At 53.4% G+C, this 25879-nt stretch carries 17 protein-coding genes; 8 read left to right on the top strand and 9 right to left on the bottom strand.

From position 1 onward, the window contains the following. Nucleotides 1–6 precede the first annotated feature (6 nt). Nucleotides 7–237 carry a hypothetical protein gene (locus GP475_RS00895; protein WP_187974807.1) on the top strand — a complete coding sequence of 77 codons (231 nt, stop codon included), beginning with the start codon at nt 7–9 and terminating at the stop codon, nt 235–237. 419 nt (nt 238–656) lie between these two features. On the opposite strand, the gene GP475_RS00890 is transcribed toward GP475_RS00895, so the two are convergent. Beyond that, nucleotides 657–1916 (bottom strand): MFS transporter, encoded by a 1260-nt coding sequence (locus GP475_RS00890; protein WP_187974806.1) that lies wholly within the window; start codon nt 1914–1916, stop codon nt 657–659. Between the two features lie 416 nt (nt 1917–2332). Further along, nucleotides 2333–2476: a hypothetical protein gene (locus GP475_RS00885; RefSeq protein WP_187974805.1), complete on the bottom strand. Its 144-nt coding sequence runs from the start codon at nt 2474–2476 to the stop codon at nt 2333–2335. A 588-nt stretch (nt 2477–3064) separates the two neighbouring features. Between GP475_RS00885 and GP475_RS00880 the strand changes: the two genes are divergently transcribed. The 4 genes from GP475_RS00880 (at nt 3065) to GP475_RS00865 (ending at nt 10817) form a co-directional block, all read left to right on the top strand. Then, nucleotides 3065–4480 (top strand): FAD-binding oxidoreductase, encoded by a 1416-nt coding sequence (locus tag GP475_RS00880; protein WP_187974804.1) that lies wholly within the window; start codon nt 3065–3067, stop codon nt 4478–4480. 78 nt (nt 4481–4558) lie between these two features. Continuing rightward, nucleotides 4559–5320, top strand: a complete 762-nt coding sequence (locus GP475_RS00875) for a decaprenylphospho-beta-D-erythro-pentofuranosid-2-ulose 2-reductase (RefSeq protein ID WP_187974803.1) — start codon at nt 4559–4561, stop codon at nt 5318–5320. Between the two features lie 86 nt (nt 5321–5406). Further along, nucleotides 5407–7449 (top strand): galactan 5-O-arabinofuranosyltransferase, encoded by a 2043-nt coding sequence (locus GP475_RS00870; RefSeq protein ID WP_187974802.1) that lies wholly within the window; start codon nt 5407–5409, stop codon nt 7447–7449. A 29-nt stretch (nt 7450–7478) separates the two neighbouring features. Further along, nucleotides 7479–10817, top strand: coding sequence for an arabinosyltransferase domain-containing protein (locus GP475_RS00865; RefSeq protein ID WP_262485210.1), 3339 nt, complete (start codon nt 7479–7481; stop codon nt 10815–10817). Nucleotides 10818–10865: 48 nt separating this feature from the next. Here GP475_RS00865 and GP475_RS00860 read toward each other — a convergent pair whose 3' ends face one another. The 4 genes from GP475_RS00860 to GP475_RS00845 form a co-directional block, all read right to left on the bottom strand. After that, complete coding sequence (locus GP475_RS00860; protein WP_187974800.1) at nt 10866–12401, bottom strand: glutamate synthase subunit beta; 1536 nt, start codon at nt 12399–12401, stop codon at nt 10866–10868. Beyond that, nucleotides 12401–16969: a glutamate synthase large subunit gene (gene gltB, locus GP475_RS00855; RefSeq protein WP_187974799.1), complete on the bottom strand. Its 4569-nt coding sequence runs from the start codon at nt 16967–16969 to the stop codon at nt 12401–12403. The genes GP475_RS00860 and gltB overlap by 1 nt, the downstream gene beginning before the upstream one ends. Nucleotides 16970–17076: 107 nt before the next feature. Beyond that, nucleotides 17077–18009, bottom strand: a complete 933-nt coding sequence (locus GP475_RS00850) for a PrsW family intramembrane metalloprotease (RefSeq protein ID WP_187974798.1) — start codon at nt 18007–18009, stop codon at nt 17077–17079. A 75-nt stretch (nt 18010–18084) separates the two neighbouring features. Further along, entirely contained in the window at nt 18085–18717 is a 633-nt protein-coding gene (locus tag GP475_RS00845; RefSeq protein WP_187974797.1) for a hypothetical protein, read from the bottom strand. Between the two features lie 105 nt (nt 18718–18822). On the opposite strand from GP475_RS00845, the gene GP475_RS00840 reads away from it, so the two are divergent. Next, entirely contained in the window at nt 18823–19206 is a 384-nt protein-coding gene (locus tag GP475_RS00840) for a hypothetical protein (protein ID WP_187974796.1), read from the top strand. 40 nt (nt 19207–19246) lie between these two features. Here GP475_RS00840 and GP475_RS00835 read toward each other — a convergent pair whose 3' ends face one another. Beyond that, nucleotides 19247–19510 carry a hypothetical protein gene (locus GP475_RS00835; protein ID WP_187974795.1) on the bottom strand — a complete coding sequence of 88 codons (264 nt, stop codon included), beginning with the start codon at nt 19508–19510 and terminating at the stop codon, nt 19247–19249. Nucleotides 19511–19560: 50 nt separating this feature from the next. Here GP475_RS00835 and GP475_RS00830 point away from each other — a divergent pair, with 50 nt between their 5' ends. Then, entirely contained in the window at nt 19561–20178 is a 618-nt protein-coding gene (locus tag GP475_RS00830; RefSeq protein ID WP_187974794.1) for a hypothetical protein, read from the top strand. A 23-nt stretch (nt 20179–20201) separates the two neighbouring features. On the opposite strand, the gene GP475_RS00825 is transcribed toward GP475_RS00830, so the two are convergent. Then, on the bottom strand, nt 20202–21803 hold the full coding sequence (locus GP475_RS00825; protein WP_187974793.1) for an inorganic phosphate transporter: 1602 nt from the start codon (nt 21801–21803) through the stop codon (nt 20202–20204). Nucleotides 21804–22420: 617 nt separating this feature from the next. Continuing rightward, nucleotides 22421–23680 carry an HNH endonuclease signature motif containing protein gene (locus GP475_RS00820; RefSeq protein WP_187974792.1) on the bottom strand — a complete coding sequence of 420 codons (1260 nt, stop codon included), beginning with the start codon at nt 23678–23680 and terminating at the stop codon, nt 22421–22423. 270 nt (nt 23681–23950) lie between these two features. On the opposite strand from GP475_RS00820, the gene GP475_RS00815 reads away from it, so the two are divergent. Continuing rightward, on the top strand, nt 23951–25879 hold the full coding sequence (locus tag GP475_RS00815; RefSeq protein WP_187974791.1) for a M13 family metallopeptidase: 1929 nt from the start codon (nt 23951–23953) through the stop codon (nt 25877–25879).

Below are 25879 nucleotides of genomic sequence, written 5' to 3'. Positions count from 1 at the left end.
GCAAGCATGTTTGGTCTCTTTAAGAAGAAGGACACTGCGCCCGAAGAACATATCGCGGCACAACGAACTGACCTTCCGCTCAATGATTTCATGACCCGGCTTATGGCCCAAGAGTTGCCACTATTAGATAGCGTTTCACGGGGCGAGGTGTATCAAATTCTTCGCGACTACGAAGGAGAGCAGATTTGCCAACAAGACCAGCTACCGGAGCGGATTCGCGAATTGATGGATCTCTAGGTCAATCTGCCGTTTTCAGCTAGAGGGGTGGGGGAAGGATAGGTGTTCCGACGCCTCAGTGATATATGTGCAGAAGATTTACTCGACGCACCACAAAGACTTCTGTACCTCATTCCCAGGCTTGAAGCTAACGACTCCTCGTCTCTCAATGTAGTCATCACGATGCCTATCACTTTGGCCAGCACTCGCTTAGCCACCTGCGCATAGAGCAGACTATGGGTCAAGAACCACTGCGGTGCACGTTCAGCCACAGGGCTGATCGTTGAGTTATCCGAACGCGCTTTAGGCCCATATTTGTTAGTACGGTTCCGCCAATAACTATGAATTCACTACGTTTATTGTCATCAGCGGTGGGTATGCGGATCCCGGAGGAAGATCCCATTATCGTAGAAAAACCCTGGTGAGCGGAAGAACTACCTCTATTCGAACCAGGCAGGACGATCCTCTCCGAGTTGTGTAACGCGTCGGGAAGTGTTGCTTGTGCCTGTTGTATGAGCCAAAGGCACCTCTAACCGCTGCCATGTGCTTATTACAACCACCGTGGGTACCACAACACACAGCATCTGAATCACCATATGCCAGATGATCTCCGACTCAGGAGGATCACCAAGCACAATCGCCACATTTATGAGAGAAGAAGCCAGGCTAGACAACATGCCTGTTACTGACAACCACCGGGCTTTCCAGCGTGCGGAAGGTAAAGTTTGCACAGCAAGCGTAGTAAAAAGCGGTCGGTAAATGCCTTTCGTCATTCCCATGAGGACAGCCCCCAGCACGATCACGGGGAGCAGGCCACTGTTAATAAAAATAAGAGCAGATACTGTCCCCGTCGTAATAACGCCAAGCGTGGCACGTAGCCCATGCTTCTCGCTCAATTGCCGAGCGCGAGCACCTAAACCCAGCGAAGATAACATATTCGTGAGGACAAGTACACCAGCCACAGTCCATAGACTGTTGATCTCCGGAAGGCTTACAACAGCGACCAAAATTTGGAGACTGCGGTTAAGTAATTGATTGGCAGCCTCGAATTCTCCCCCAGCCAAACAAATGGCCATAACAACTACAGTCCAAACAAGCGTCGGTCTAATCCGCCAATCGCTTTCGGAAGTAGCTCTTTGAGACATGCCGGTTTCTAGATGCTTATGATCAGCAGTGTGGATCGTCGCGATGAGGCAAGCGGCGACAACTAGAACAAATGCCTGAACACCAAACAATAGCTTGGGCGATACTAAATACAGACCTACTCCCACTAGAAATAAACCACTAGTCAAGAGATAAAAGCGACGATTTAGCTCATAGATCTCAGCTTGGAAATGCTCTTTCGTAATATTCATCAACAGGGCAGTGTCAGATCCTGACATCAAAGCACCTGCAAGACAGATTGAGACAAGATAACCCACGAATCCACCTAAACCACCGATGACTGTGGCAATAAACGCTAAAGCAAAGATCCCCAGTCCTAGTGCATAAGGAATCCGCGGTTGGGTCTTGTCACTCCATATTGACAGCGGAAAGTCAATAGCCAAGGATGCTATTCCTTGAATTGCCATACCTGCAAGGTAAATCGATACTCCCACTCCCGCCTGTTCACTGCACCAAATCGGCAGTACCGGCATCGTAAGGGCAGTGGACTTCAAATAATAGGCAAGGCGGTATCGACGAAGATACGACACTTTCATTGGGGCTAAAACGACCTTTCCACAATGCCCATAGAATTACCGAGATTTTTATCTGGTTATCAAATCATAAATGCGCTCGTCGGTTTTTAACGAAGGCGCCAACTATAGGCGTACTTGTGGAAACTGTATTGTGCTAGAACCGCTCTTGAGGCATCTCATGGCCGACAAATTTTCTATCAAGTACGCTTTCAATGCACACAGGAACATCTATTGTCGAGAGCATCTTATGCTGATGATTCGTGGGATTCTTTGCGCCCACCGCCCCCTATCTGATGCCAACCCCTTGAGCATCTGTCCTCCACGGAGTCTTGAGACTCTTGACAAAAAAATGAAGCCCCGCTGGATCTGTAGAGATCACAGCAGGACTTGTGGATTCTCACAACAGTGGCCTGTTGGCGCCACCGAGGAACGTGAGTTTAGCCGAAGATAGCGTCAACGACCCCCTTGATGGAGGTGCCCAGAGCGCCACCCAGGCTAGCAATGCCGCCGATGATTGCCTGGAAAACGGAGCCAGCACCATCGAGACCAGCGTTGAAAAGGTTGTGGATGGAATCAATCATGAGAGTTTCCTTTCGGAGATTTCTAACTGCACTGCGAGGAGAAGCTGTGTAGAACTTTTCCGTAGCAACTTGAACCCTAGCGCGCTATTTGCCCAGAGAAAACCCCTTTCACCAATTTTGCATATTATCTATCTAAAATCATTTATTGCAGATAATCCCTATTTTTCATCGCTAGCTGCAAAATGTAACGCTGAGAGCATGCATTTTAGTAAAATCACGGGCTTGTACTACTACACCATTTTAGGGGTAGTAACGCCCAACCGCCTGACGTTTCCGCTGTTCTTAATCAATAGTTTTTTATTTTCCATCAAAAGTATATCCGCATATTATGCACTGCGGTCGCTTATCGCTCTACACCCCTAATTCGTTTCACATCCCAGTTAGCGGGCATATTTTTTACACTCTTCTTCACCCTCAGAGCTGCGAAAGGCCTAGACACCTATCGGTTTAAGTCATCCGCACTGACCGCCGACAAACCTGACCAGACCCGGAGCTAGTCATGGAAATCACGCTAGTCCCACAGAGAACAGTCAGATTCTCCGGGTAGGGTAAAAGAACGTAACTTAAGAGTCTAGAGAAAATCGGAAGATGGAACTGCATACCACAGAACAGTCTCTGACCGGCTGGGGGCGGACTGCCCCCTCAACAGCGCATGTTTTGTCCACCCCGGATGTGGAAACCATCATCGCTGCAGTCACCCACGTTGCTGATAAAAACAGCGACAAACCCGAGCACCTGCGTCGGGGAGTCATTCCCCGAGGAATGGGACGCTCCTATGGCGACCCGGCTCAAAATGGTGGCGGGTTGGTCATAGACATGACCGCACTGAACAAAATCCACTCCATTGACCCGGATAGCGCCCTGGTTGACGTGGATGGTGGAGTCACTCTTGATCAACTCATGAAAGCAGCTCTCCCGTATGGGTTGTGGGTTCCCGTTTTGCCGGGCACAAGGCAGGTGACCATAGGTGGAGCCATCGGGCCGGATATTCACGGCAAAAACCATCATTCAGCTGGGTCTTTTGGCAACCACGTGGTCTCCATGGAGCTCCTCGTGGCGGATGGTCGGGTTCTACATCTCACTCCGGAAGGGAGCAGCGATGATCCCAACGGCGAGCTTTTTTGGGCCACCGTCGGTGGAATGGGCCTCACCGGAATTATCCTGAGAGCCACTATCCGGATGACCAAGACGGAAACCGCGTACTTCATCTCGGACACAGATCGTACCGACACTCTTGATGAAACCATCGCTGTGCACTCTGATGGTTCTGAGGTGAATTACACCTACTCCTCTGCGTGGTTCGACGTCATCTCCCCGGCGCCGAAACTCGGGCGCGCCACCATCTCTCGTGGCTCCCTTGCTACCCTGCAGCAGCTCAAGAAATATGCTCCTAAGCTGGCTAAAGACCCGCTGAAGTTTAATGCCCCGCAACTCATGACGGTGCCGGATATTTTCCCATCCTGGACCATGAACAAGCTCTCTCTCATGGCCGTCGGGGAAGCGTACTACCTGATGGGCGCACCGGCGCGCAATAAGATCAAGAACTTAACTCAGTTCTATCAGCCGCTGGACTTGATTGGCGAGTGGAACCGCGGCTACGGCAAAAAGGGCTTTTTGCAGTACCAATTCGTGGTTCCCACCGAAGCAGTAGAACCCTTTAAAGAGATTATTCGGGATATGCAGGCTTCAGGCCACTACTCAGCACTCAACGTTTTCAAGCTCTTCGGACCCGGCAATAAAGCACCCTTGTCCTACCCCATGCCGGGCTGGAATGTGTGCGTCGATTTCCCCATCCGCCCAGGTCTTGGTGAATTCCTCGATGACCTTGACCGGCGAGTCCTGGAATTTGGCGGCCGGTTGTACCTGGCCAAAGAATCCCGAACCTCTGCTGAGATGTTCCATGCAATGTACCCAGGAATGGACGGCTGGCTGAAAACTCGCAATAGCATTGATCCCCATGGGGTCTTTGCCTCCGATATGTCCCGACGTCTCGAATTGCACTAAAACTGCGAACAGCCCTACGTCGAACATTATTGGAACCTAGAAGTTTCTCCAGAAGTTGCTAAAGAAAGGACACTACTCATGCTGAACGCTGTGGGTCAGGCGCAAAATATTTTGCTCCTTGGCGGGACCTCCGAGATTGGGTTAGCCATTGTTGAAGAGTTTTTGCGACGCGGCCCCGCCCGAGTGCTCTTGGCTGCGCGGGAAAATTCTCCCCGCCTAGCCGGCGCCGTTGAGCAACTCACCAAGGCCGGAGCCAGCTCCGTGGAGGTCATTGATTTTGATGCCACGGATATGGAATCTCATCCTCAGGTTATTGATCAAGCCTGGGAACACGGTGATGTAGATATTGCCATCGTTGCCTTTGGCAGCCTGGGTGACCAGGAAGAACTATGGCAAGATCAGGAAAAAGCGGTGGCGTCAGCTCAACTGAATTACACCGGGCCACTTTCGGTAGGGGTCTTATTGGGGCAGAAATTCCGAGCTCAAGGGCACGGCACCATTGTCGCTATGTCGTCGGTGGCGGGAATGAAGGTTCGCCGCTCGAATTTTGTCTATGGCGCCTCCAAAGCTGGCCTGGATGGGTTCTATACCCAATTAGGTGAAGCTCTTCGCGGAAGCGGTGCAAACGTCCTTGTTGTTAGACCAGGGCAGGTGCGCACCAAGATGACCGAGGGTTTGGCAGAGGCACCCTTGACTGTTGATCCTGAACGAGTGGCGAAAGACACTGTAAAGGCCGTGTTGGATGGTAAAGAAGAAATCTTTGTTCACCCTCTCTTTAAGTGGGTGACCACGGCATTTCAGTTCATTCCCAAGCCTATTTTCCGGCGCCTGCCATTCTAAGATTTCCGCCTCATCGCGTTCTTAAGGAGGGGAACTTCGCCCCAACCTAATTCGGTTTCTTAATCTCATGTGTCACACTAGGACGCATGACAACCATCGAATCTAGTTCCGGGTCCGTTCCCGCGGATCCGGATCTTTTTGACCCCCCGGTCAATGAATCCTATGCCACTGATCTTCCCTCCCAACGCGCAACATTGCTCGGGATCCTCGGGGCAGGTCTTGGCGGCGGGGGTTTCGTTCTTGGTTGCTGGGCCGTCCTCAAGCGCGTAGATCTTCCAGCATTTTCCACGTCCATGGTGCTGCGCGCCCTCGCTACCGCCTGCACTATTGGATTATTACTGGTTGTGGGCGGGTTATTGCTGTGGTGGCTATGGGATGAGCAATCCGCAGATGCTGCCCGCCGGAAAAAAATGGGGGAAACCTCCACCCCGCTGCTGGAACTACATCGGCCGCGCTGGCGCATATGGCTCACCCACGTAGCCTGCTATATAGCCCCAGCAGGGTTAGTCTTTAGTAGCACCGGTATCCCGCTCAGCGCTACCCGTCTTTATTTAGAGGGACTTCAAGTAGATCAGGGTTTCCGCACCCAATTCTTAACCAGAATGGCAGAAACTCTAGCGCTGAAGGATATGAACTATGTTGACCTCCCCAGCTTTTATCCCAGCGGGTGGTTTTGGCTGGGTGGTCGGCTAGCGAACTTACTCGGTATGCCGGGTTGGGAAGTCTACCAACCCTGGGCATTAGTCTCCCTGGGGATTGCCGCAAGTATCTTAGTTCCAGTTTGGCAAAGAATTACTGGCTCTTTAACCGTTGCCACCGCCATTGCTTTAGTGAATACCTGTGTCGTGCTGGTGATGGCAGCGGAAGAACCCTATGCGGCAATTGTTGCCCTCGGTGCACCAGCAGCGACAGTGCTGGCGCGCCGAGCCCTTTTAGGATCTCGGTGGTGCATCCTGGCGGTCCTCATTTATCTGGGTATTTCCGCCACCATGTACACCCTTTTCACCGCGTTAATTGCGCTTTCCGTAGTAGCTTGTGCGGCCGCCGCCGCATTGCTTGAAACCCGTTCCTGGTGGCCCCTACTCCGTCTCCTCATCATTGGGGTGGGTTCCATGCTCATCGCAGCAACGGTTTGGGGACCATACCTCCTGGCCCTCCTCCGCGGTGATGCCCACGCCCACTCCACTGCCAACCACTACCTTCCCCAAGCAGGAACCGAAATCCCGATTCCTTTCCTCGCCCCCTCCATGCTGGGCTTGCTCTGTTTTATCGGCCTTATCTATCTAGTAGCTCGCGCCCTCGATCATGATGTTCGCGCTCTCGGCCTTGGACTCATCGTGTTCTATCTGTGGGCGGTGGCCTCCATGGTGATGACCCTGGCGGGAAGCACTCTCTTAGGTTTCCGCATTGACACCGTCATTGTGCTTCAGCTTGCTACCGCCGGCGTGTTAGCGATAGCAGAATTCCGGTTGGTGGGCATTGAACGGCTTTACCCAGACCGGATGACACCGAAGCTATCCCGCACCATCACTCTCATCATGATGGTGGTCCTCATTTTTGGGGGCGTAAAGTACGCCCAATCCATTCCTGAGCGCAACCAGAGCTCCATTGATCACGCTTATACCGATACCGATGGTTATGGGGAGCGAGCAGACCGCTTTAGCGGCGACGCCGGCCAATACTACGGCCAAATCAATGATTTCCTTATTAGCGCGGGCAAAGATCCAGACAACACCGTTGTGCTCACTGATGAACGCAATTTCCTCTCGCTCTTCCCCTACTACGGTTTCCAGGCTGCAACCAGCCACTATGCCAACCCGCTGGGTGAGTTTTCCCGCCGAAATACGCAAATTGAAAACTGGGCGGAGCGTTCCTGGAAGGATCTAGCTGATCCGGAAAGCTTTAAGACTGCGCTGGATAGCGCGCCGTGGCGAGCTCCGGAGGTTTTTATCTTCCGCGGTTCGCTGGAAAATGATCAGGACGGTTGGAAGACTCATATTTCTGAGGATATTTACCCCAATAACCCCAATGTCCGATTTACCGCGGTGCGTTTTAACCCTCACTCCTTTAGCGGTGGTTCATGGGAAATCAAAGAAATTGGCCCCTTCGTGGTGGTGGTCCGCAAGTGAGAACTACCCGGCAATTAGACTCATTGCCCGTGAGGACGCCAAAAAGTATTGCCTCCCGATGGCTTCGTCTATTAACGCTGCTATCAGGGCTCGCCGGATTCTTGTTGTTTATCGCCATCCCGTTTTTGCCGGTTAACCAAACCCAATCCACTTTGCGTTGGCCGCAGCAGAAACTAGATAGTGTGGTTGCCCCGCTGGTTTCTTATGCCCCGCAAGAAATCAACGCCACCATCCCCGTGTCGTCCTTTGATGACTTGCGCGATGGTCAAAACCTGGTGTTAGGCACGCTGCCGGAAAACTCGGAGGAAGCAACCAGCCGCGGACTCTTCGTACGCAGTATCGACGGATCCGTGGATGTGGTTTCTGAAGAATCCGTGGTGCTTCAGCTCCGGCCCGATCAAGTTCGCGCCCTTCCTCGCGATGCCGTCTTAATCATCTCCTCCAGCGAGTCGGAAACCTCTGCCACCATCACCGCCCCGGGACACGAGGACTTGGCCGAAGCCTCCGTGGAGCGCGACGTCCGCCCCCAGGTGTCTGGGATTTTCACGGAGTTAAAGTCCGACGACGCCACCGCCGGAACTCTCAAGAACTCTGGCTTATCCGTCACCGTGGACATCAATTCCCGCTTCACCTCATCCCCCACCCTGCTCAAGGCAGCCGCCATGTGGGGCGGAGTTATTCTCCTCCTGCTATCCCTATGGGGTCTGCATCGTCTCGACCGGCTAGACGGCAAACCCTTCCGCGGTATTCCTCAAAACTGGCGTCGCTTCCGGCTGGTCGACGCCGTTGTTGTCCTGGTATTAGGGTGGTGGCACATCTTCGGCGCCAACACCTCCGATGACGGTTTCTTGCTCACCATGGCCCGGGTTTCTCATAACGCCGGATACATGGCTAACTACTATCGCTGGTACGGTGTCCCCGAGTCGCCTTTTGGTTCTCCCTACTATGACCTCCTGGCGCTCTTCGCCCAAGTATCCCCTAACTCCGTGTGGATGCGTCTCCCGGCGCTTATTTTCGCCTTGATCATCTGGTTCATCGCCAGCCGGGAACTCATTCCACGCATGGGCCCCCGGGTCGATGGCCGCCGCGTCGTCCACTGGTCCGCTGCCGGCGTATTCCTGGCGTTTTGGTTGCCCTATGACAACGGCACCCGCCCAGAACCGTATATCGCCGCCATGTTGATGCTCACCTGGTCATCTTTTGAGCGAGCCATCGCTACCAATCGCCTCCTCCCCGCCGCAGTAGGCACTATTTTCGCTACCCTCACCTTGGCCGGTGGCCCAACCGGTATGTTCGGTCCGGGTATCTTGCTGGTTTATCTGCCGTCCCTCATTACCGTGTTGCGGCGACGGATTTCTCTCCTTGGGGTCCCGGGGTGGCGGGGCACTGTGCTTCTCATAGCCCCCTTCTTAGCGGCCGGAACCTCGGTGCTGATTGCGGTATTTGGGGATCAACCCCTTGGTTCCGTGTTGGAATCCATCCGGGTTCGCTCCGAAGTTGGCCCCTCCTTGCGGTGGCACGATGAAGGTCTACGCTACACCACGCTCTTTGAACAACTTGCCGATGGTTCAGTAGCCCGACGCGTCCCCATGTTGCTGATGGTCACCGCCGTCATTCTGATCACGGCGTGGTTACTTCGCCACCGCGGGCGGATCCCCGGTGTGGCCCAAGGCCCTATCCAGCGCGGACTCATCATCTATTTCCTCGGAACCGCCTTATTGTCGTTCACCCCCACCAAGTGGACTCACCACTTCGGTATCTACGCCGGAGTGGGTGCGGTTCTAGCGGGAGTAGCCGCAGTGGTGTTAGGCCGCATCGTGATGAAAGCGGTATGGGCCCGAACCCTCACCATCGGCGCCTTTATTTTCCTTTTCGCTCAGGCCCTGGGCGGCACCAATGGTTGGTGGTATGTTGCGCACTACGGCATCCCCTGGTGGGATCGGACTATCCAATATCACGGTGTCCAAGCCGCCGACATTGTCTTATTCATTTCACTCGTCGTCATCTCAGTTGGCGTGGTGCAACTATTTGTGGAGCGCCACCGCATTGCTGAAGGTGGCCAACCACGGCCAGTAACGTTCTCTCGCTACGCCCGCTTTAGCCGAGCACCCTTTGCCGTACTGGGATGTTTTATTGTGCTGTTTTCCTGCGCTAGCTTCGCTAAAGGCTTTATTAGCCAATACCCCAATTATTCCGTGGGGCTGGGAAATTTACGCACCCTTAAAGGCGAAACCTGCGGTATGGCTCAAGACGTTTTGGTAGAAACCAACACCAATGATTCTTTCTTAACCCCGGTTAACGGTACGCCCTTGGGACAATCCTTAGAGACTAAGGATTCCTATGGATTTAGCCCCAACGGGGTGCCCAAAGATTTGGAACCAGATAATGCCGACACCAGCAGCGTCGGCTCAATTGGTGAAAATAGCACCACCGGAGACACCACCAGTGAATCCACCGATGAGCAGCAACAAAGCAGCACAACCGGCGGGTTCCGGAAGCATGAAGGGGTTAATGGTTCCAAAGCCACTCTGCCCTTTGACATTGATTACACCAAGGTGCCTGTGTTGGGATCTTATGTCCCCGAGGACGAACCCCAGCAAGCCGCTAAGCTCACCAGCGAATGGTATGCGCTTCCTCAAGCTAGTGAGGACACTCCGCTGGTAGTGGTTTCTATTGCCGGGCGTACCCAGCACCATGACATTAATGGCATTAAACAAGGTGGGCAGAAATTCTTCCTCCAGTATGCCACTCGCGACAGTGACGGACATATCCACGACTCCGGTCAGGTGGAAATGCTCGACGCCGGCCCCACCCCGTCGTGGCGCAATGTACGCTTCCCCTTGGATCGACTCCCCGAGGGAACGAACGTCGTTCGGCTTAAGGTCGAAGACTCCTCATTAGACCCAGAGCAGTGGGTGGCTATTACTCCACCTCGGGTTCCTCACTTAGAAAATCTCAATGACTATATTGGCTCCGAGAAAGCCGGGCTCTTGGACTGGTCGGTAGGACTGCAGTTCCCGTGTCAACGCAGTTATGACCATTTTGCTGGAGTGGCGGAACTTCCCGAGTATCGGATTTCCCCGGACTACGACGGCAAGGTATGGCTTAGCCCCTTCCAGGACTATAACGGCGGCGGCGCAATGGGATCGGTGGAATCCGTGCTGACCTCCTGGGAAAAACCCGCCTATTTGAAGGGGGATTGGCAACGCGACTGGGGTTCCCTCGAAATCTATTCCTTAAGGACTGATTCCCAAGGGAAAACCCCTGATACCGCAGAGATTGATCATGAGGTCATTCGACGTGCCGGATGGTGGAATCCCGGAAAGATGAAGCTTAACGCCCCGGATTATAAGTTGGCGGCCCGATAAAAAAGCGGGCATCCCCCGGAGGGAGATGCCCGCAGCATTATGCGGTAGTTAGGCGCCGAGCGGCTGGGAGGATGGGCTGAGATTAGCCGGTAAGGCTGTTTCTCCCATCAGGTCAGCATCCACGGCGGCGGCGCAGGCTCGTCCTTCTGCTATGGCCCACACGATGAGGGACTGTCCGCGCCCGTTATCGCCGGCCACGTAGACGGGAGTGTCGAAGCCGGGGAAGCGGGGAGAGATGCTGGCGCGGTAGTGGTCATCGCGCATCATGCGACCGCGTTCGTCGAACTTCACACCTAACTCGTGGATGAGGCCTCCACGTTCAGCACCGGTGAAGCCGAGGGCGATGAGCACCAGGTCGGCGTCGATTTCAAAATCGGTGTCTTCCATGGGAACGCGGCGACCATCAACTACTTTGACCTCATTGCCGCACAGTCCTGTCACGCGACCTTGGTCCCCGAAGAAAGAGACCGTGTTGGCGTTGTAGATCCGCTCACCAAGGGACTGTCCGCTATGTCGGAGAGTGATTCCGGGGATCTCTGCTTCAACCTCAGAACCAGTCACCACATATTCGCCTTCTTCGTGGGCCGTAGCGACTCGGTGAACCAGCGGATACATAGGCCAGGGGGTAGACGCCGCGCGGGTTCGTGGCGCTCGGGGGCGGATATCAAGCTGGGTGACACTGGCAGCACCCTGACGCAGCGCGGTGCCAAAGCAATCTGTACCGGTGTCACCACCACCAATAATCACTACTTTCTTGCCCTTAGCGGTGATCGTCGGTTCTTCTGCATCACCTTCGCACACGCGGTTTTGCTCAGTGAGATACTCCATCGCGAAGTAGACGCCCTCTAGCTCTCTACCCTCAACAGGAAGATCACGAGGAACTGGAGTCCCGGTAGCAAGCACTACCACATCAAAAGCCCGGAGGTCTCGAGCGGTGGGAGCAGTGTTGGGTCGAAACTCAGTTCCCTCTTGTTCCATTTGTTCAAGACGTCGATCAATATGACGCTTTTCCATCTTGTATTCCGGAACCCCATAGCGCATCAACCCGCCGAACCGGTCATCCCGCTCATACACCGTGACCTTATGTCCGGCTCGGGTTAATTGTTGAGCCGCTGCCAACCCTGCCGGACCAGAACCAACCACAGCGACCTTTTGGCCAGTGTCGAAACTAGGGCTAATAGGTTGAACCCAATCCTGATCAAAGCCATAATCCGCAATGGCTTGCTCAACGTTTTTAATAGCTACCGCATCACTATTAATAGCTAAGACACATGCACCTTCGCAGGGCGCTGGGCAGAGCCTACCGGTAAAGTCCGGGAAATTATTGGTAGCGTGCAAGCGATCAAAAGCCTCCCGCCAGCGATCCTGCCGGACCAGGTCATTCCATTCCGGAATGATATTTCCGAGCGGGCAACCCTGATGGCAAAACGGTACACCGCAATCCATACACCGAGTTGCTTGTTCTTGGATCTGTTCTGGCGACGATGGTTCATAGACCTCTTTCCAGTCCATGAGTCTTAAGGGCACGGGCCGATGCTCCGGCTCCCGTCGCGGGTGCTGTAAAAATCCTCTTGGGTCAGCCATTATTTCGCAGCCTCCATGATCGCAGCGTTGACGTCCTCACCCGATTCTTCGGCGCGAGCCATCACCTCTAATACTCGCTTGTAGTCGCGCGGCATTACCCGCACCAGATCTTTCGCCTGGTAGGGCGTCGTGGATTCCGTCAGGGTGCGGTGCCGCTCAATAATGTCAGCTAGCCACTGCTCCTCTTCCTCGGATATTGCTTCGACGTCCACCAGGCCTGGATTTACCAATCTGTCCACATCCAGCTCAGCTGGAATATAGGCGATGCCACCGGACATTCCGGCAGCGAAGTTCTCTCCGATTTCACCGAGAATCACAACTCGTCCACCGGTCATGTATTCGCATCCGTGGTTGCCAATACCCTCGGCAACCACGGTGGCGCCAGAGTTGCGAACACAGAAGCGTTCACCCACAACGCCGCGGAGGAAGATTTCCCCGCTCGTCGCCCCGAATCCAACGACGTTGCCGGCGATGATATCGGGGAGGTTATGAATTTGCGCTGGGGCTTCGGGGTTAGGTCGAACTACAATGCGCCCGCCAGATAGCCCCTTCCCGAGGAAGTCATTAGCGTCTCCAACCAACGTCATGGTCATGCCGGCTGGGATAAACGCCCCAAAGGAGTTGCCAGCAGAACCTTGGAAGGTGAGGTTAATGCTGCCATCAGGTAGCCCCTCGGCACCCGCGGCCCGGGTAATCCGCGAACCAGTCATGGTGCCCACCGAACGGTTGACGTTACTGATGGGATAGCTGAGATTAACAGTGGGGGCCTGCCCCGCCGACATCCACGCTGGAGCATTCTTGGAGCTCGCGGCTGCGGCAGCATCGATAGTCAGCTGAGTATCCGCGATGATCTGGTGATCCAGCGCGAACTCCAAACCGTGCTTTTGCTCCTTGGTACAGCGCGACGCCTGAGCCGGGAAGCGGGTCTCCGGACGGTGGAATATAGGGCTCAAATCCAATTTGGCAGCCCGGGCGTGGTGCTCTAATTCTTTCGTCATGCCTAGCACCTGGCATTGCCCGACTGCCTCATCAATACTCCGGAACCCGAGCTGAGCCAGATATTCGCGAACTTCCTCAGCGATGAAAGTAAAGAAATTCACCACGTGGTCAGCCCGACCATTAAAGCGTCGACGCAGGTCAGGATTTTGGGTGGCGATACCAACCGGGCAGGTATCCAAGTGACATACCCGCATCATGATGCAGCCTTCTACCACCAGCGGTGCCGTGGCGAACCCGAATTCCTCCGCCCCGAGAAGGGCAGCGATAATGACGTCGCGGCCAGTTTTGAGCTGGCCATCGCATTGCACTCGGATCCGGTCCCGCAGCCCATTAAGAAGCAGGGTTTGCTGGGTTTCAGCAAGGCCTAACTCCCACGGGCCACCAGCATGTTTGAGGGAGGTCAGCGGGGATGCTCCGGTGCCTCCATCATGACCAGAAATTAACACTACATCCGCATGAGCTTTTGACACCCCGGCAGCAACAGTTCCAACCCCTTGTTCAGCCACCAGTTTGACGTGAATACGTGCCTCAGGATTAGCGTTTTTCAGGTCATAAATGAGCTGCGCTAGATCCTCGATGGAATAAATATCATGGTGCGGCGGTGGTGAAATTAGTCCTACCCCAGGCGTGGTAATCCGCACCTCAGCAATCCACGGATACACCTTATTAGGCGGTAGCTGTCCGCCCTCCCCAGGCTTAGCACCCTGAGCCATCTTGATTTGAATATCCGTGCAGTTGTTGAGGTAATGACTGGTAACACCAAACCGCCCAGAGGCGACCTGCTTGATAGCTGAGCGTCGCCAGTCCCCGTTGGCTTCCGGGGTGAAGCGTTGCGCGTCTTCGCCGCCCTCGCCGGAGTTCGACATGCCTCCCAGTCGGTTCATGGCAATAGCAAGGACCTCGTGGGCTTCAGCCGAGATTGAGCCATAGCTCATAGCTCCGGTGGAGAAACGTTTCACGATCTCGCTAACCGGCTCTACTTCGTCAAGGGGGACGGGATCACGATCTGGGGTAAGTTCAAATAAGCCGCGGAGAGTGGCAAGACGTTTAGACTGATCATCCACGGCGCGGGTGTAATCCCGGAACACGGCGTATTGGCCGGTACGGGTGGCATGTTGGAGACGGAAAATAGTCTCCGGGTTAAAGAGGTGGTACTCCCCCTCCCGGCGCCACTTATATTCTCCACCTAAATCCAACTCTCGGTGAGCGTTTTCTTCCGGACGTGGTAGGAAAGCGCTGCGGTGGCGGGCCTCCACATCCTCAGCGATTTCGGCCAACCCTACCCCGCTAATCGGGGAATTCACGCCGCCGAAATAGTCATCCAGAAGCTGTTGATGCAAGCCTGTGACGTCGGCGAGCTGGGCGCCTCGGTAACTGGCGACCGTAGCAATACCCATCTTGGACATCACCTTCAACACGCCACTGGTGGCCGCGGAGACGTAATTGGAACACGCCTCATCCAGGCTTAAATCTCCGAGCTGACCCTTCATCCGCAGCTCATCAATGGTTTCAAAGGCCATATATGGGTTGATGGCGTCCGCGCCGAAACTAATGAGCATGGCCAGATGATGAACCTCACGAGCATCCCCGGCCTCAATAATCAGGGACGCGCGGGTACGAGTACGCTCAGCCACCAAATGTTGGTGGACCGCTGAGGTGAGAAGCAGCGAGGGGATGGGGGCAAAACGCTCATCAGACTCGCGATCAGAAATCACAATGAGGCTGTGGCCTTCGGCAATAGCTTGGGATACTTCCCGCCGGACCCTGGCAATGGCATCTTTCATTCCCGCACCATGGTGGGCCACCGGGTAGAGCCCATTGATCACCTTGGCGGAGAATGATCCCCACTCTTCTTGGTCATTAGCGTGGATCAACGTCGCGAGAGCGTGATTATCAATCACCGGAGAGTCCAGTCGGATTCTCCGAGCCGCCTCAGCCGTCGGGTTAAGGACGTCGGACTGTGCCCCTAATAAGGTAAACATACTGGTCACTGGTTTTTCCCTGATTGAATCCAGCGGCGGGTTAGTGACCTGGGCAAACCGTTGAGAGAAGAAATCAAACAACATCCGGGGACGCTGCGACAACGCCGCAATGGGCGTATCTGACCCCATCGAGCCAATGGCCTCGGCTCCGTCTAAAGCCATGGGTCGGATAATAAGGTCGACGTCTTCTTCCGTGACGCCGAAGACTCGTTGGCGTAAGACTGCTCGCTCATGTGGCATCCAGTGATAACGAGTTTGGGGTAACCCATCGAGCGGCACAAAGTTTTCTCTAATCCACTGGCCATAAGGTTGGGACTGAGCTAACTCCCGCTTGATTTCCGCGTCGGGGATGATGCGGCCCTGGGCGGTATCTACCAAGAACATCTTCCCTGGTTGAACCCGAGTTCTTTTCACTACATGAGCGGGATCAACATCCAGTACCCCGGCTTCTGAAGCCATGACCACGGTACCTTCATCTGTGATCCACACCCGACCGGGCCGCAGCCCGTTGCGGTCTAGTATTGCACCGATGAGGGTTCCGTCGGTAAAAGCGATTGCCGCTGGCCCGTCCCAGGGCTCCATGAAACAAGAGTGGTATTCATAGAAATCCCGTAACTCATTATCTATAGCAGGGTTATGCTCCCATGCCTGAGGCACCATCATTGCTATGGCGTGGGGGAGCGAACGCCCACCTAAATGAAGCAACTCAAGGGCTTCATCAAAACGCGCGGTATCACTGCCATGAGGATCGCAGATGGGAAGGACTCGGTCCAAAGAACCCAATTGCTCAGAACGCATGACCCCTTCGCGAGCACGCATCCAGTTTTCATTTCCCTTGACGGTATTGATTTCACCGTTGTGTGCAACGAGGCGATAAGGATGAGCAAGGGGCCATGATGGGAACGTGTTGGTGGAAAAACGAGAGTGCACCAAAGCTATGGCAGAGGTGAAGTCCGGGTGTGTGAGATCTTTGTAGAATTCCGCCAACTGCGGGGTGGTGAGCATCCCCTTATAGACAATGGTTCGAGAAGATAGGGAAGGGAAATAGATGGTGGGTTCCCCATCGGTATAACCCAGCTCATGAGAACAACGCTTGCGGATAAAAAACATTACCCGGTCCAGGTCAATGCCGCTTTTGCCGGGGGCGCTTAAGAACACCTGAGCAAAAGTAGGCATAGCGTCGCGGGCCATGGAGCCCAGTCCGGAAGGGTCAACAGGCACCTCACGCCAACCGAGGATCTCTGCTCCTTCTTCTTTGACGATGTCTTCAAATTGGCGGCGGGCGTCAAGCATGGCCATGCGTCGACGCGGCAAGAAAGCTATACCGGTGGCATAAGAACCAGCAGGAGGTAAATCCAGGTGCTGACGATAAAAAGAATCCGGGATTTGGAGTAAGATACCGGCGCCATCACCAGTGGTGGGTTCTGCTCCAGCGGCGCCACGGTGGTCAATATTGATTAAGGCCTGGATACCTTGGTCGACAATGCGTCGAGAAGGTCGGCCGTGGATGTCTGCCACAAAAGCGACGCCACACGCATCACTTTCATAACGCGGGTCATAAAGCCCAGTGCGGACGCTGCGAGTCATCAGTTCGGTCACCTCTTCCGGTTTTCCACTTCCGGTCAACCTATAGAAAACCCTATAAAGTGGGTTTCTCGCAAACTGACACCCGTTGAACAGGGGTAACGGGGGTGTTAGGAAGATGTTGATGATATATCACTAGACACCTCAGACATGGATGAGGAAGGGGAAGCAGTAGTTAAGGAGCCCAGGGACACTGGTGCTGGTGGCCTGGTTTGGGCGGAGAATGAGCGGGCGGAATCCGGGCGCTGAGCAATAGCTTGCCGGATAACCCTGTGCCGAGATACCTTCCGAATTTGGCTCAAGAACACATAACCTGTAAGGCCGTACATCACCACGGCATCAAGGACGAGCCTGAGCGAGGCGAAGGAACCACCATCCCAATTCCAGACGAAGTGAATGGCACACGCAATAAAGAACCACCCTAGGGCGATAGCCCACCTGCCGCGCTTAGTGAGATCTGTCCGGAAGAAAGCCTGCCCAATGCCCCAACCGGACAAAGCGGTGCAACATACATGGAGGTAAGGGCCCATAATCATCCGACCTAGCCAGGTAGAAACCATACCGGTGGCATCGGCATCTGGATGATCTAAAGCCCCCTGGATTGCGTAGTAAATATTTTCTACTGCTTCAAAACCCATCCCAATAGAGGCACCGATAATTAACCCCCACCACGGTTTCCCGCGCGAACAACACCCAAGGATGATGACAACGCCCATGGCTTTGAGTAACTCCTCCGGCCATGTCCCAGCTAGTGGCGCAAGGAGGAATGGCCAATCAAGGCTTTCCACTATCTGCTGAATAGGCTTAGCTAAAACTGGAGCCAGCGCAATGGCTAATCCGCCACCCCAAAGCAAGCCAGCCCACAGGTAGTCGACCTTCTTCAATGGGGTGCATTGCCATAGCAACCACAGCAATCCTATTTGTAGGATCGCAAAGGGGATACTAAAGAACACGGCTTGCCAGGTGAGGAATGACTCCATGCCGAGTTGGAAGAAAACACCGGCCATGCCGCCGATAATCGCTAAAAATAAGAATCTCTTCATGACGGTACTCGGGGAAAGTGAGGGAGAAATAACGAACACGGAACACGAAAACTACGGACGCCGGTGGGCGTCGGGTCAACTAAAAGCTTGATTAATAACATCATTCACCGATTCATCGGGCGCCGCGCCGCTGAGAGCCTGCCAGATAGCGCCCGCCAATGTCTTCATTTCTTCAGGATTCCCCGTCTTATACAGCACGACATTCAAAACCTTGGCCGGGTTTTCAGTCTCACTCCGGTTAACCTCCGATTCCCCCGATGCCTCCACTTTCAGCTGCATGGCCACCGCCCCGGATTGAGACGGAGCTAACAGGCTGACATTTCCACTGGAATAAACCTCCGATACACTCGGCTCGCTCACATTCCGATTTGTGGCAGCCCGAAGCGCGCGGCGCAACGTCCGATCAGAGTTCTCTGGATTCTCAGCAACTGAACTTGTCACATTGGTACTACCGCACTCCCACGTCCGCACATCCGGTTGAGAGGAATCCTTAGATAGACAGCTCACAGAGGTCGGCACAGACACCGTCCACTCATCATTACCCAGGTCAAGCGGCACCGGATGTCGAGCTGGAGAAGCCCCCGCTACTCGCACTACAGCAGCTAGCACAAAGGGAAGCACAGCTGCGGTGAACAAAGCCAGAAGCGCTAACTGAATAGCTCGTGGCTGAGGCCGAGCCGCTGGAGCACATTGATTCTTCGGGATCACAAAAAACAGCTTAACTGGGGAAACTGCCACAACACTCGGAGGAAGCTGCGAATACCCTGCGCTATCCTATACACCACATTTGATTTGTCTTTAGGAGGATTGCTCGTGGCAACTCATTACAACTTCTATCAAACTCTGCAGCTCAATGAAGATTCCAGCACCCCTGAATTGCAGGAAGAGCTTCATGCACGTCTTCAGCGGATGCAGGAAGACAATGTTCCGTTCGGGTCTCCGCAGTATCAGGAGCTCCAAACTGCTCTCACGATTTTGGGAGACCAGCAGCGCCGTCAGAAGTACGACGCCCGGCTGCATGATGAGAAGGCAGAAACAATAGATATCAATGCATTGCGTTGCCTGGCTCAAACCGGTTCTTTCCCCGATCAATTCCCTACCGCTCAACAGCCTGCAGAAGGCACTGTGGGAGCAAGCCCGCGGCCTCATCATGAGGATGCAGCTGACCAGGGGAAGAACACAGGGCTTCCCGCTTAACGACTCATCAGCCCCTCACGATAGCGGAAAACATCACGCCTTACCGGAAGACCTCAATGAGAGTTCTCCCGGATCCCCGTCCGCTCCATTGCAGGGCAGTCCGGCTTTCCCAGATAACTCCCAGACAAATCCCAGCCACAATTTCTCCGCCCCCGGGATGGCGAATGGACAATACCCGGGAACCCCCAGCCTTCCTTCCCTCCAGCGCACGGCGTTCAGGGAGGGGGGAGTGTCCCCCACAATCAATTTGCCAACCAGGATTTTTATGCTCCGACGACAGCTCAATCTCAGCACCAATTCCCATCCAATTCGAGCGAGAAACCAGCCCTCCCCTTCTTCCCAGAGACTAAAACCATGCCTAAACCAGCCAAAAATTTGATATGGCTGTTGACCGGACTGTCGGGTCTTGGTCTATTAGTCATGGTCTTCTGCATACTGAGCGGGATGGAGTACCTCTTTTTCTCCTTGGCTCCATTATTTGCCGTCGTTCACGCAGTCATCCCGGCGATTTCTTTATTCTTCCTTGGCTCTCAGCGCAGCCCGGGATCACCGATCATCGTCGCATTTCTTCAGTTCACCATGCTTCTCTTTGTCTTCGGGGCAGCAATGGAAGGATTCAGTGAGCTGTACTTCCCCTTCGCATCGGGTTTGGGCGTGATCCTTATGGTGCTGTACTTGCTGGGGTGCTTAGTCGCGATGATTTTAGCGCTTCTTACCTCTACCCGGCAGTGGTACGCCGGGATGGATGCTCCGAGCTCAGGCCAGGCAGGTCAGCAGACTTCTCACGACCAAGGTTTTTACACTGATTTCCCGCAGAATAATGGCCTGGGTGGCGCCTACCCTCAGGGAGGAACCGGGAATGCTGGGAATGCCGGGAATGCCGCCGACCAGGGCTTTAAGGCAAACCCTAACTCTGCCCCCGGAAGCGCTCCTGGAAGCGCTTCCGGAAACCCAACGAATAATTCGTTTTAGCCTAGGGGTGTGGGGGGGGGAAGCTAACCAAAAATTGCCCGGAGAGCAACGACTCCGATTGCGGAGACGACTGCCGCCGCTGGGAGAGTGATGATCCACGCCAAGGCGATTGGTTTCATCAATCCCCAGTTGGCGGCTTTGTTCACGATACCGACACCTAATACAGCTCCGATGAGGATGTGAGTAGAGGAAACGGGCAAACCAAGAACCGATGCACCCATGACAACGCCGGCAGCAGCAAGCTCCGCGCTGAATCCGGATGCTGGGTGCATCTCAGTTAATCCAGACCCGACAGTCTGGATGACGTAACGGCCAATAAACCAGAGTCCGCACACCAAGGCTAAGCCCATAGCAAGCATGACTGCCGGGGGGACAGTTGCCTTTTCGCCGATTTCGCCGGTTTTCAGGACATCGAGGATAGCGGCGAAAGGACCAATAGCGTTGGCGATGTCATTGGAGCCGTGTGAGAAGGCGAAGGCGGAAGCGGTAAAAACCTGCATCCACGAAAAGAGTAGGAACGTCGAACGCTCTAAGGCGTGGCGACGCAAAGTTTTAGCGAAGATGAAAACAGCCATCCACACTGCTGCGCCGATCATCCCTAGGATGATCATGTTCCCCACATTATCGTGCGCTAAGTGCAGGTTTTTTAGTCCTTTGAACAGCATCATCGAACCGATGATGATTGCGCCGAGAGCTGCTAGCAGCGGAACCCACGTCTCTAAAGCCCTCGTGGCATTAACTTTCTCAGCCTCAGCGTTGAGATCATGGAGCTGGCGATAATAGTCAGATTCAAGATCTTCGCGGGAATATTCTCCCTGAGCAACAGTCACAGAATCTCGCGCCATAGCATTGGTATATGAGATTTGCTGCAATTCCGTGAGGCGCTCAAAACTGGACTTTTGTTCTTCTTTCAGCCGCGCACGTTTTGTTTTCAACTCTCGAAGAGCAACATCTGCTTGTTCGTTATAGACGAGGATATAGCGCTTGACCATGCTAAATAGCAGATATGCCACGATACCGCCCAGGAGCGGAGACAGCACCCAGGAAATGACGATCCGACCAATTTCTCCCCATTGGATCATGCTCCAACCACCAGTTCCATCCATGAAGCCAATGGTGAGCGCTGCGCCAACAATGCCACCGATGATGGAATGAGTTGTCGATACTGGCCATCCCATTCGAGTAGCTACGAGTAACCAAATGGCTGCGCCTAAGAGGGAGGACATCATGATAAAAGCGAAGTCCATTGGTTGCAGGTGGATGGAGTTTAAGTCAACGATCCCGGATCGCACAGTTTCGGTTACTTCGCCTCCCGCCAGCACCGCGCCGCCGACTTCGAAGACAGCCGCCACCAGTAGGGCTTGCTTCATGCTTAACGTACCGGCACCCACTGATGTTCCAAAGGAGTTTGCGACATCGTTTCCACCAATGTTGAAAGCCATGAACATGGCGAACAGGATGGTGACGATGAGGATTGCTCCTCCCGTTCCGTTCCCGACATACCCACGCGACCAGAAAATAAAGCTGATGAGAGTAACGGCGAGGATGCTACCGAAGGTTAGATGCCACAATATATCTCCAAGACCGCCAGGGGCTTTCGACGGCACGAGAGTTTTCTGCACCACGGTTGATCGGGTCCTTTCATTAAAACGCGAGCAGATGTCGGTATCTCAAACAGCCAAGATCCGACAGTACTTTCACGTTTCAACATGACAAACAGGTAACATCTACGAGCCTTCAAGGTAAACAATCAGGAAACATTGCTATCTTCTTAGTCCGAGGAAATTTAAAGTTTTCTAATAAGATTCCTTCTTAAAGTTCGACTGTCAAAAAAGTCCCCTCGGCCCCCTACCCGAGACATGTTCAGCGCCGTCTCCGGACAGACGGGACCTTAAAAAGCTTTCCGTAGCACAGTTTCCTTAATGCCAGCGGGCAGGCACAATTCTTTGTTGCCTAGCTGTCTAACCTGGCAGCTTGAATTGACAGTGTTTCTTGGGTACGGCTTTAAAAGAAAGCAGACTCAAACATAGTTCTCTGTTCCGGTTGGGGCGGGGAATGCTGTGACTGACTTCGCCGGTATTGAGCTAGCAATCTTTGCTTCGCTGATTGTTTTGCTCTCATGGAGTCATTTGTCTTGAGCTTTGGTTTCGGCCAGGCCGGTGAAGCCGCCGGACGGTAACCAAACTCTCCCGACTCTCTGTTTCGATCATAAAAACCTCGATTACGGTAATGATCTTTTCGATCATTGTTGTTTCGGTGGTGATGATGGCAGACAGTAATGAGATTGGAGATATCCCGTTTCTCCACCTTTATTCCAAGGTTGAAGGTGATGAGCTTGGCAATGCGCAAATGCTTGATCACAGCCGGGATGTTGACAAACCAAGTCCCGCGCAAAAAGAGCGATACGTTGGTAAAGATTTGCTAGCCGGCTAGTTCTTCCTAAATACAAAGGATTACCAGTGTCTTCATCATGTAGCACGATGTAGTGATAGCGGTGTTGTCCAAGTTTAAGAAGATCCAACCCTGTTAACACGACGTTAGTGTTGGTGGGAAAACGTTGTTCAGTCATCCCTTGACCTTGAGAAAGATGAACAATATCTGAAGCTGTCAGCGAGATAATGACACTTCCTACTCCCCTACTAGAATCACGAGCGCTCGCCTTATGCTGAAGAATATAGAAGAGGGCATCGAACCTACGTTGAGAAATGGTTCTACTATCTTTTGCCGCTTCAGATTCGGGAAGCAAATGCCCAAGATTTTTCGCCGGGGCTATAAGGGCTTGAAGTAATGCCAATTGCGCTCGTGGTAAATAGCCACTAATTCTTGCTCCGCCATCATGGTCAGGATCATGAATCATAAGGAAGCGTCGCTCCGTATCACGATGTGCATGATTGTGATCAACCTTCTGATTTGCCAGCTCAACCCGACGTCGGACCCATCGCTGCAAATCCTGTGGAGCGCGAAGCCGAGCCTCTTTCATAGCGTCGTGATAGATCTCTTGCCTACAGTCTTGAGCAGCTTTGCTCAGATGGCGTAATTCCGACGCGATGATGCTTTGCTTTTCCTCTGAAATGCGGTGTCGCTTTTTACCCTCATCATTTGTCGATGCTCTAGAAGGCTGGGGTCTTGGCGGCTGCGTCTCCTTAGGTGATTGCTGATCTGTCGGAGAGGGCTCGTCCGGCTGACCGTTATGATCCGGATATGCCAGAAGCGCATTATCAATACGTCGCTGAGCGGTTCGACGAGACAAACCCAGTTCTTCCACGAAATAATCTATTACAGTGCGTGATCCCACCCGATCGCCAGCTTCGGCAAGAATTGCCGACTTAGTTATAGCGTTGTCCACATCCGCTTTGAAGTTGAGAATATGCTCTAAGACTCGGATATCCTCAGCATTTCGCTGGAAAGCTTCCGATGTAGGCGGAGAAAATACATGGAAAATCTGATCCAAACAAGATCGGAGTGTTTCCACACATTCCTTAATATCTGACTTTTCAGACATATTCACCTCTCACCCCCTTACCGTCCGCAATAGGCACCCTCCCTACCGCACTCCTTGGTGAATTGTTCTCATCCTAAAACAAACACACACTATTTAGCAAGCCTTTTCGAGAAAAATTTTTCACAACCATCTCTACCCGCTTTTTCCTGCACATTAAACTTCCATCATCGCACAATTTAGCACACTTTTTCTACTTCTATAGAAGGTCCAAATATACAGTCTGAGCTGCACTATCTGCCCATGTCCACTGAGATGTTTAAAGTAGTCGCTATGAAGGATCTTTATTACTACGTCAATGGCCCTTGGCTGAAGTCACACACCATTCCGGATGATCGGGCTGTCGATGGCACTTTCCATCAACTTCGCGACCAGGCTGAACAAGATGTGCATGAACTAGTAAAGAAAGACCAGGGCAGAGCCGGAATCTTCTATTCCGGTTTCATGGACACCGAGGCTATTGATGCCGCTGGGATGGCCCCATTACGCCCAGATCTTGAGCTTCTCACCTGCAAAAACATCGATGAATTTGCTGAAAATCTGGGGCGCTTAGACAGAGCAGGAATACCATCTCCTCTGACCTTTTGGATTGAAAAAGACTCTATTGGTGAAAACGCCATTGCCTACTTGATTCAGAGCGGACTAGGGCTTCCAGACGAAGCCTATTACCGCGAAGAGGCACATGCCGAGACCTTGGAGAAATACCATCAGCACATCGGACATATGCTGGAGTTCTTAAGCGAAGAGGAACTCTTTGGCTTGGATGCGAAAACTGCGGCGGATCGAATTTTCTCTTTAGAAAAGGAAATCGCGTCCTATCACTGGGATGTAGTTTCCACGCGCGATGCCATGAAAACCTACAATCCCACCACCGTTGACCAGCTACCAAGCATTATTCAACGCCTTCTTCGCGGTGCTGGCATCACTGAGGGCGCCGTCATTTCCATGATGCCTAGTTTTGTCGATCACTTGGCAGAGATGCTCAGCGCAGATCGGCTGGCGGACTGGCAGTTGTGGGCGACATGGCAAATCCTCAATGCCCGTTCTAATTTGCTGCCGCAAGAAGTTGGTAACCGGAACTTCGAATTCTACGGCACCGAATTAAGTGGTGCGACGAAACAGCGGGATCGTTGGAAGCGTGGCGTGGGACTCGCAGAACGTATGGTTGGCCATGAAATTGGTCAATTGTATGTCGAAAAGCACTTCCCAGCTTCGTATCGAGCTGAGATGCAGCAATTAGTTCACTACCTCATTGAGGCTTATCAACAGCGTATCTCTCAATTGACCTGGATGACGGAGCCGACGCGTCGTCGCGCGCTGGTGAAGCTCGAGAAGTTCAGAGCGAAAATTGGCTACCCTGATCAACCGCGCAGCTATGACGGTATGGAGCTGAAACCAGGCGGAGAAAACCTATTGGAGAACGTCCGAGTTGGTGCCCGGTATTTGCATGATTATGAATTAGCAAAATTAGGGAAACCAGCTAATCGAGACGAGTGGTTCGCGACTCCCCAAACGGTAAATGCTTTTTATAACCCCGTAGTCAATGACATCACGTTCCCCGCCGCCATTCTGCGTCCCCCCTTCTACAACCCAGATGCTGACGCAGCAGAGAACTTCGGAGCTATTGGCGCTGTTATCGGTCATGAAATCGGCCATGGCTTTGATGACCAGGGATCGCGCTACGACGGCGAAGGGGACCTCAACTCCTGGTGGACAGATGAAGACCGGGAAGCGTTTACCGCCTTGACCGACAATCTTGTCAACCAATACGACGGCCTAGTGCCGACGGTATTAAAAGAGGCAGGGATTAATTCCAAAGGAGTCAACGGTAGTTTTACCTTAGGGGAAAATATCGGCGACCTCGGCGGCTTAGGAATCGCAGTTGTGGCCTATCAAAATTGGGTTAAGGATCACGGTGACTGCGAAGCCTATACATTTGATGCCGAAGGTGCAGATCCTGAGTTACAGGAGCGTTCTTTCACCGGGATGCAGCGACTATTTCTGTCGTGGGCCCGGATCTGGAGAACTGCTATTCGTCCACAAATGGCGCAGCAGTATCTGGCCATTGATCCGCATTCACCAGCAGAATTCCGTTGCAATGTAATTGCGGGGAATATCGACGAGTTCTATGAGGCTTTCCCTGAGATCGATGAAGACTCGTCGATGTGGATTGCCCCTGAAGATCGCGTCACCATTTGGTAG

Source organism: Corynebacterium poyangense (genome assembly GCF_014522205.1).
In the GTDB taxonomy this organism is placed as follows: Bacteria; Actinomycetota; Actinomycetes; order Mycobacteriales; family Mycobacteriaceae; genus Corynebacterium; species Corynebacterium poyangense.
Note: the sequence above shows the minus strand (reverse complement) of the source record. Positions and strands in the feature narration are given on the sequence as shown.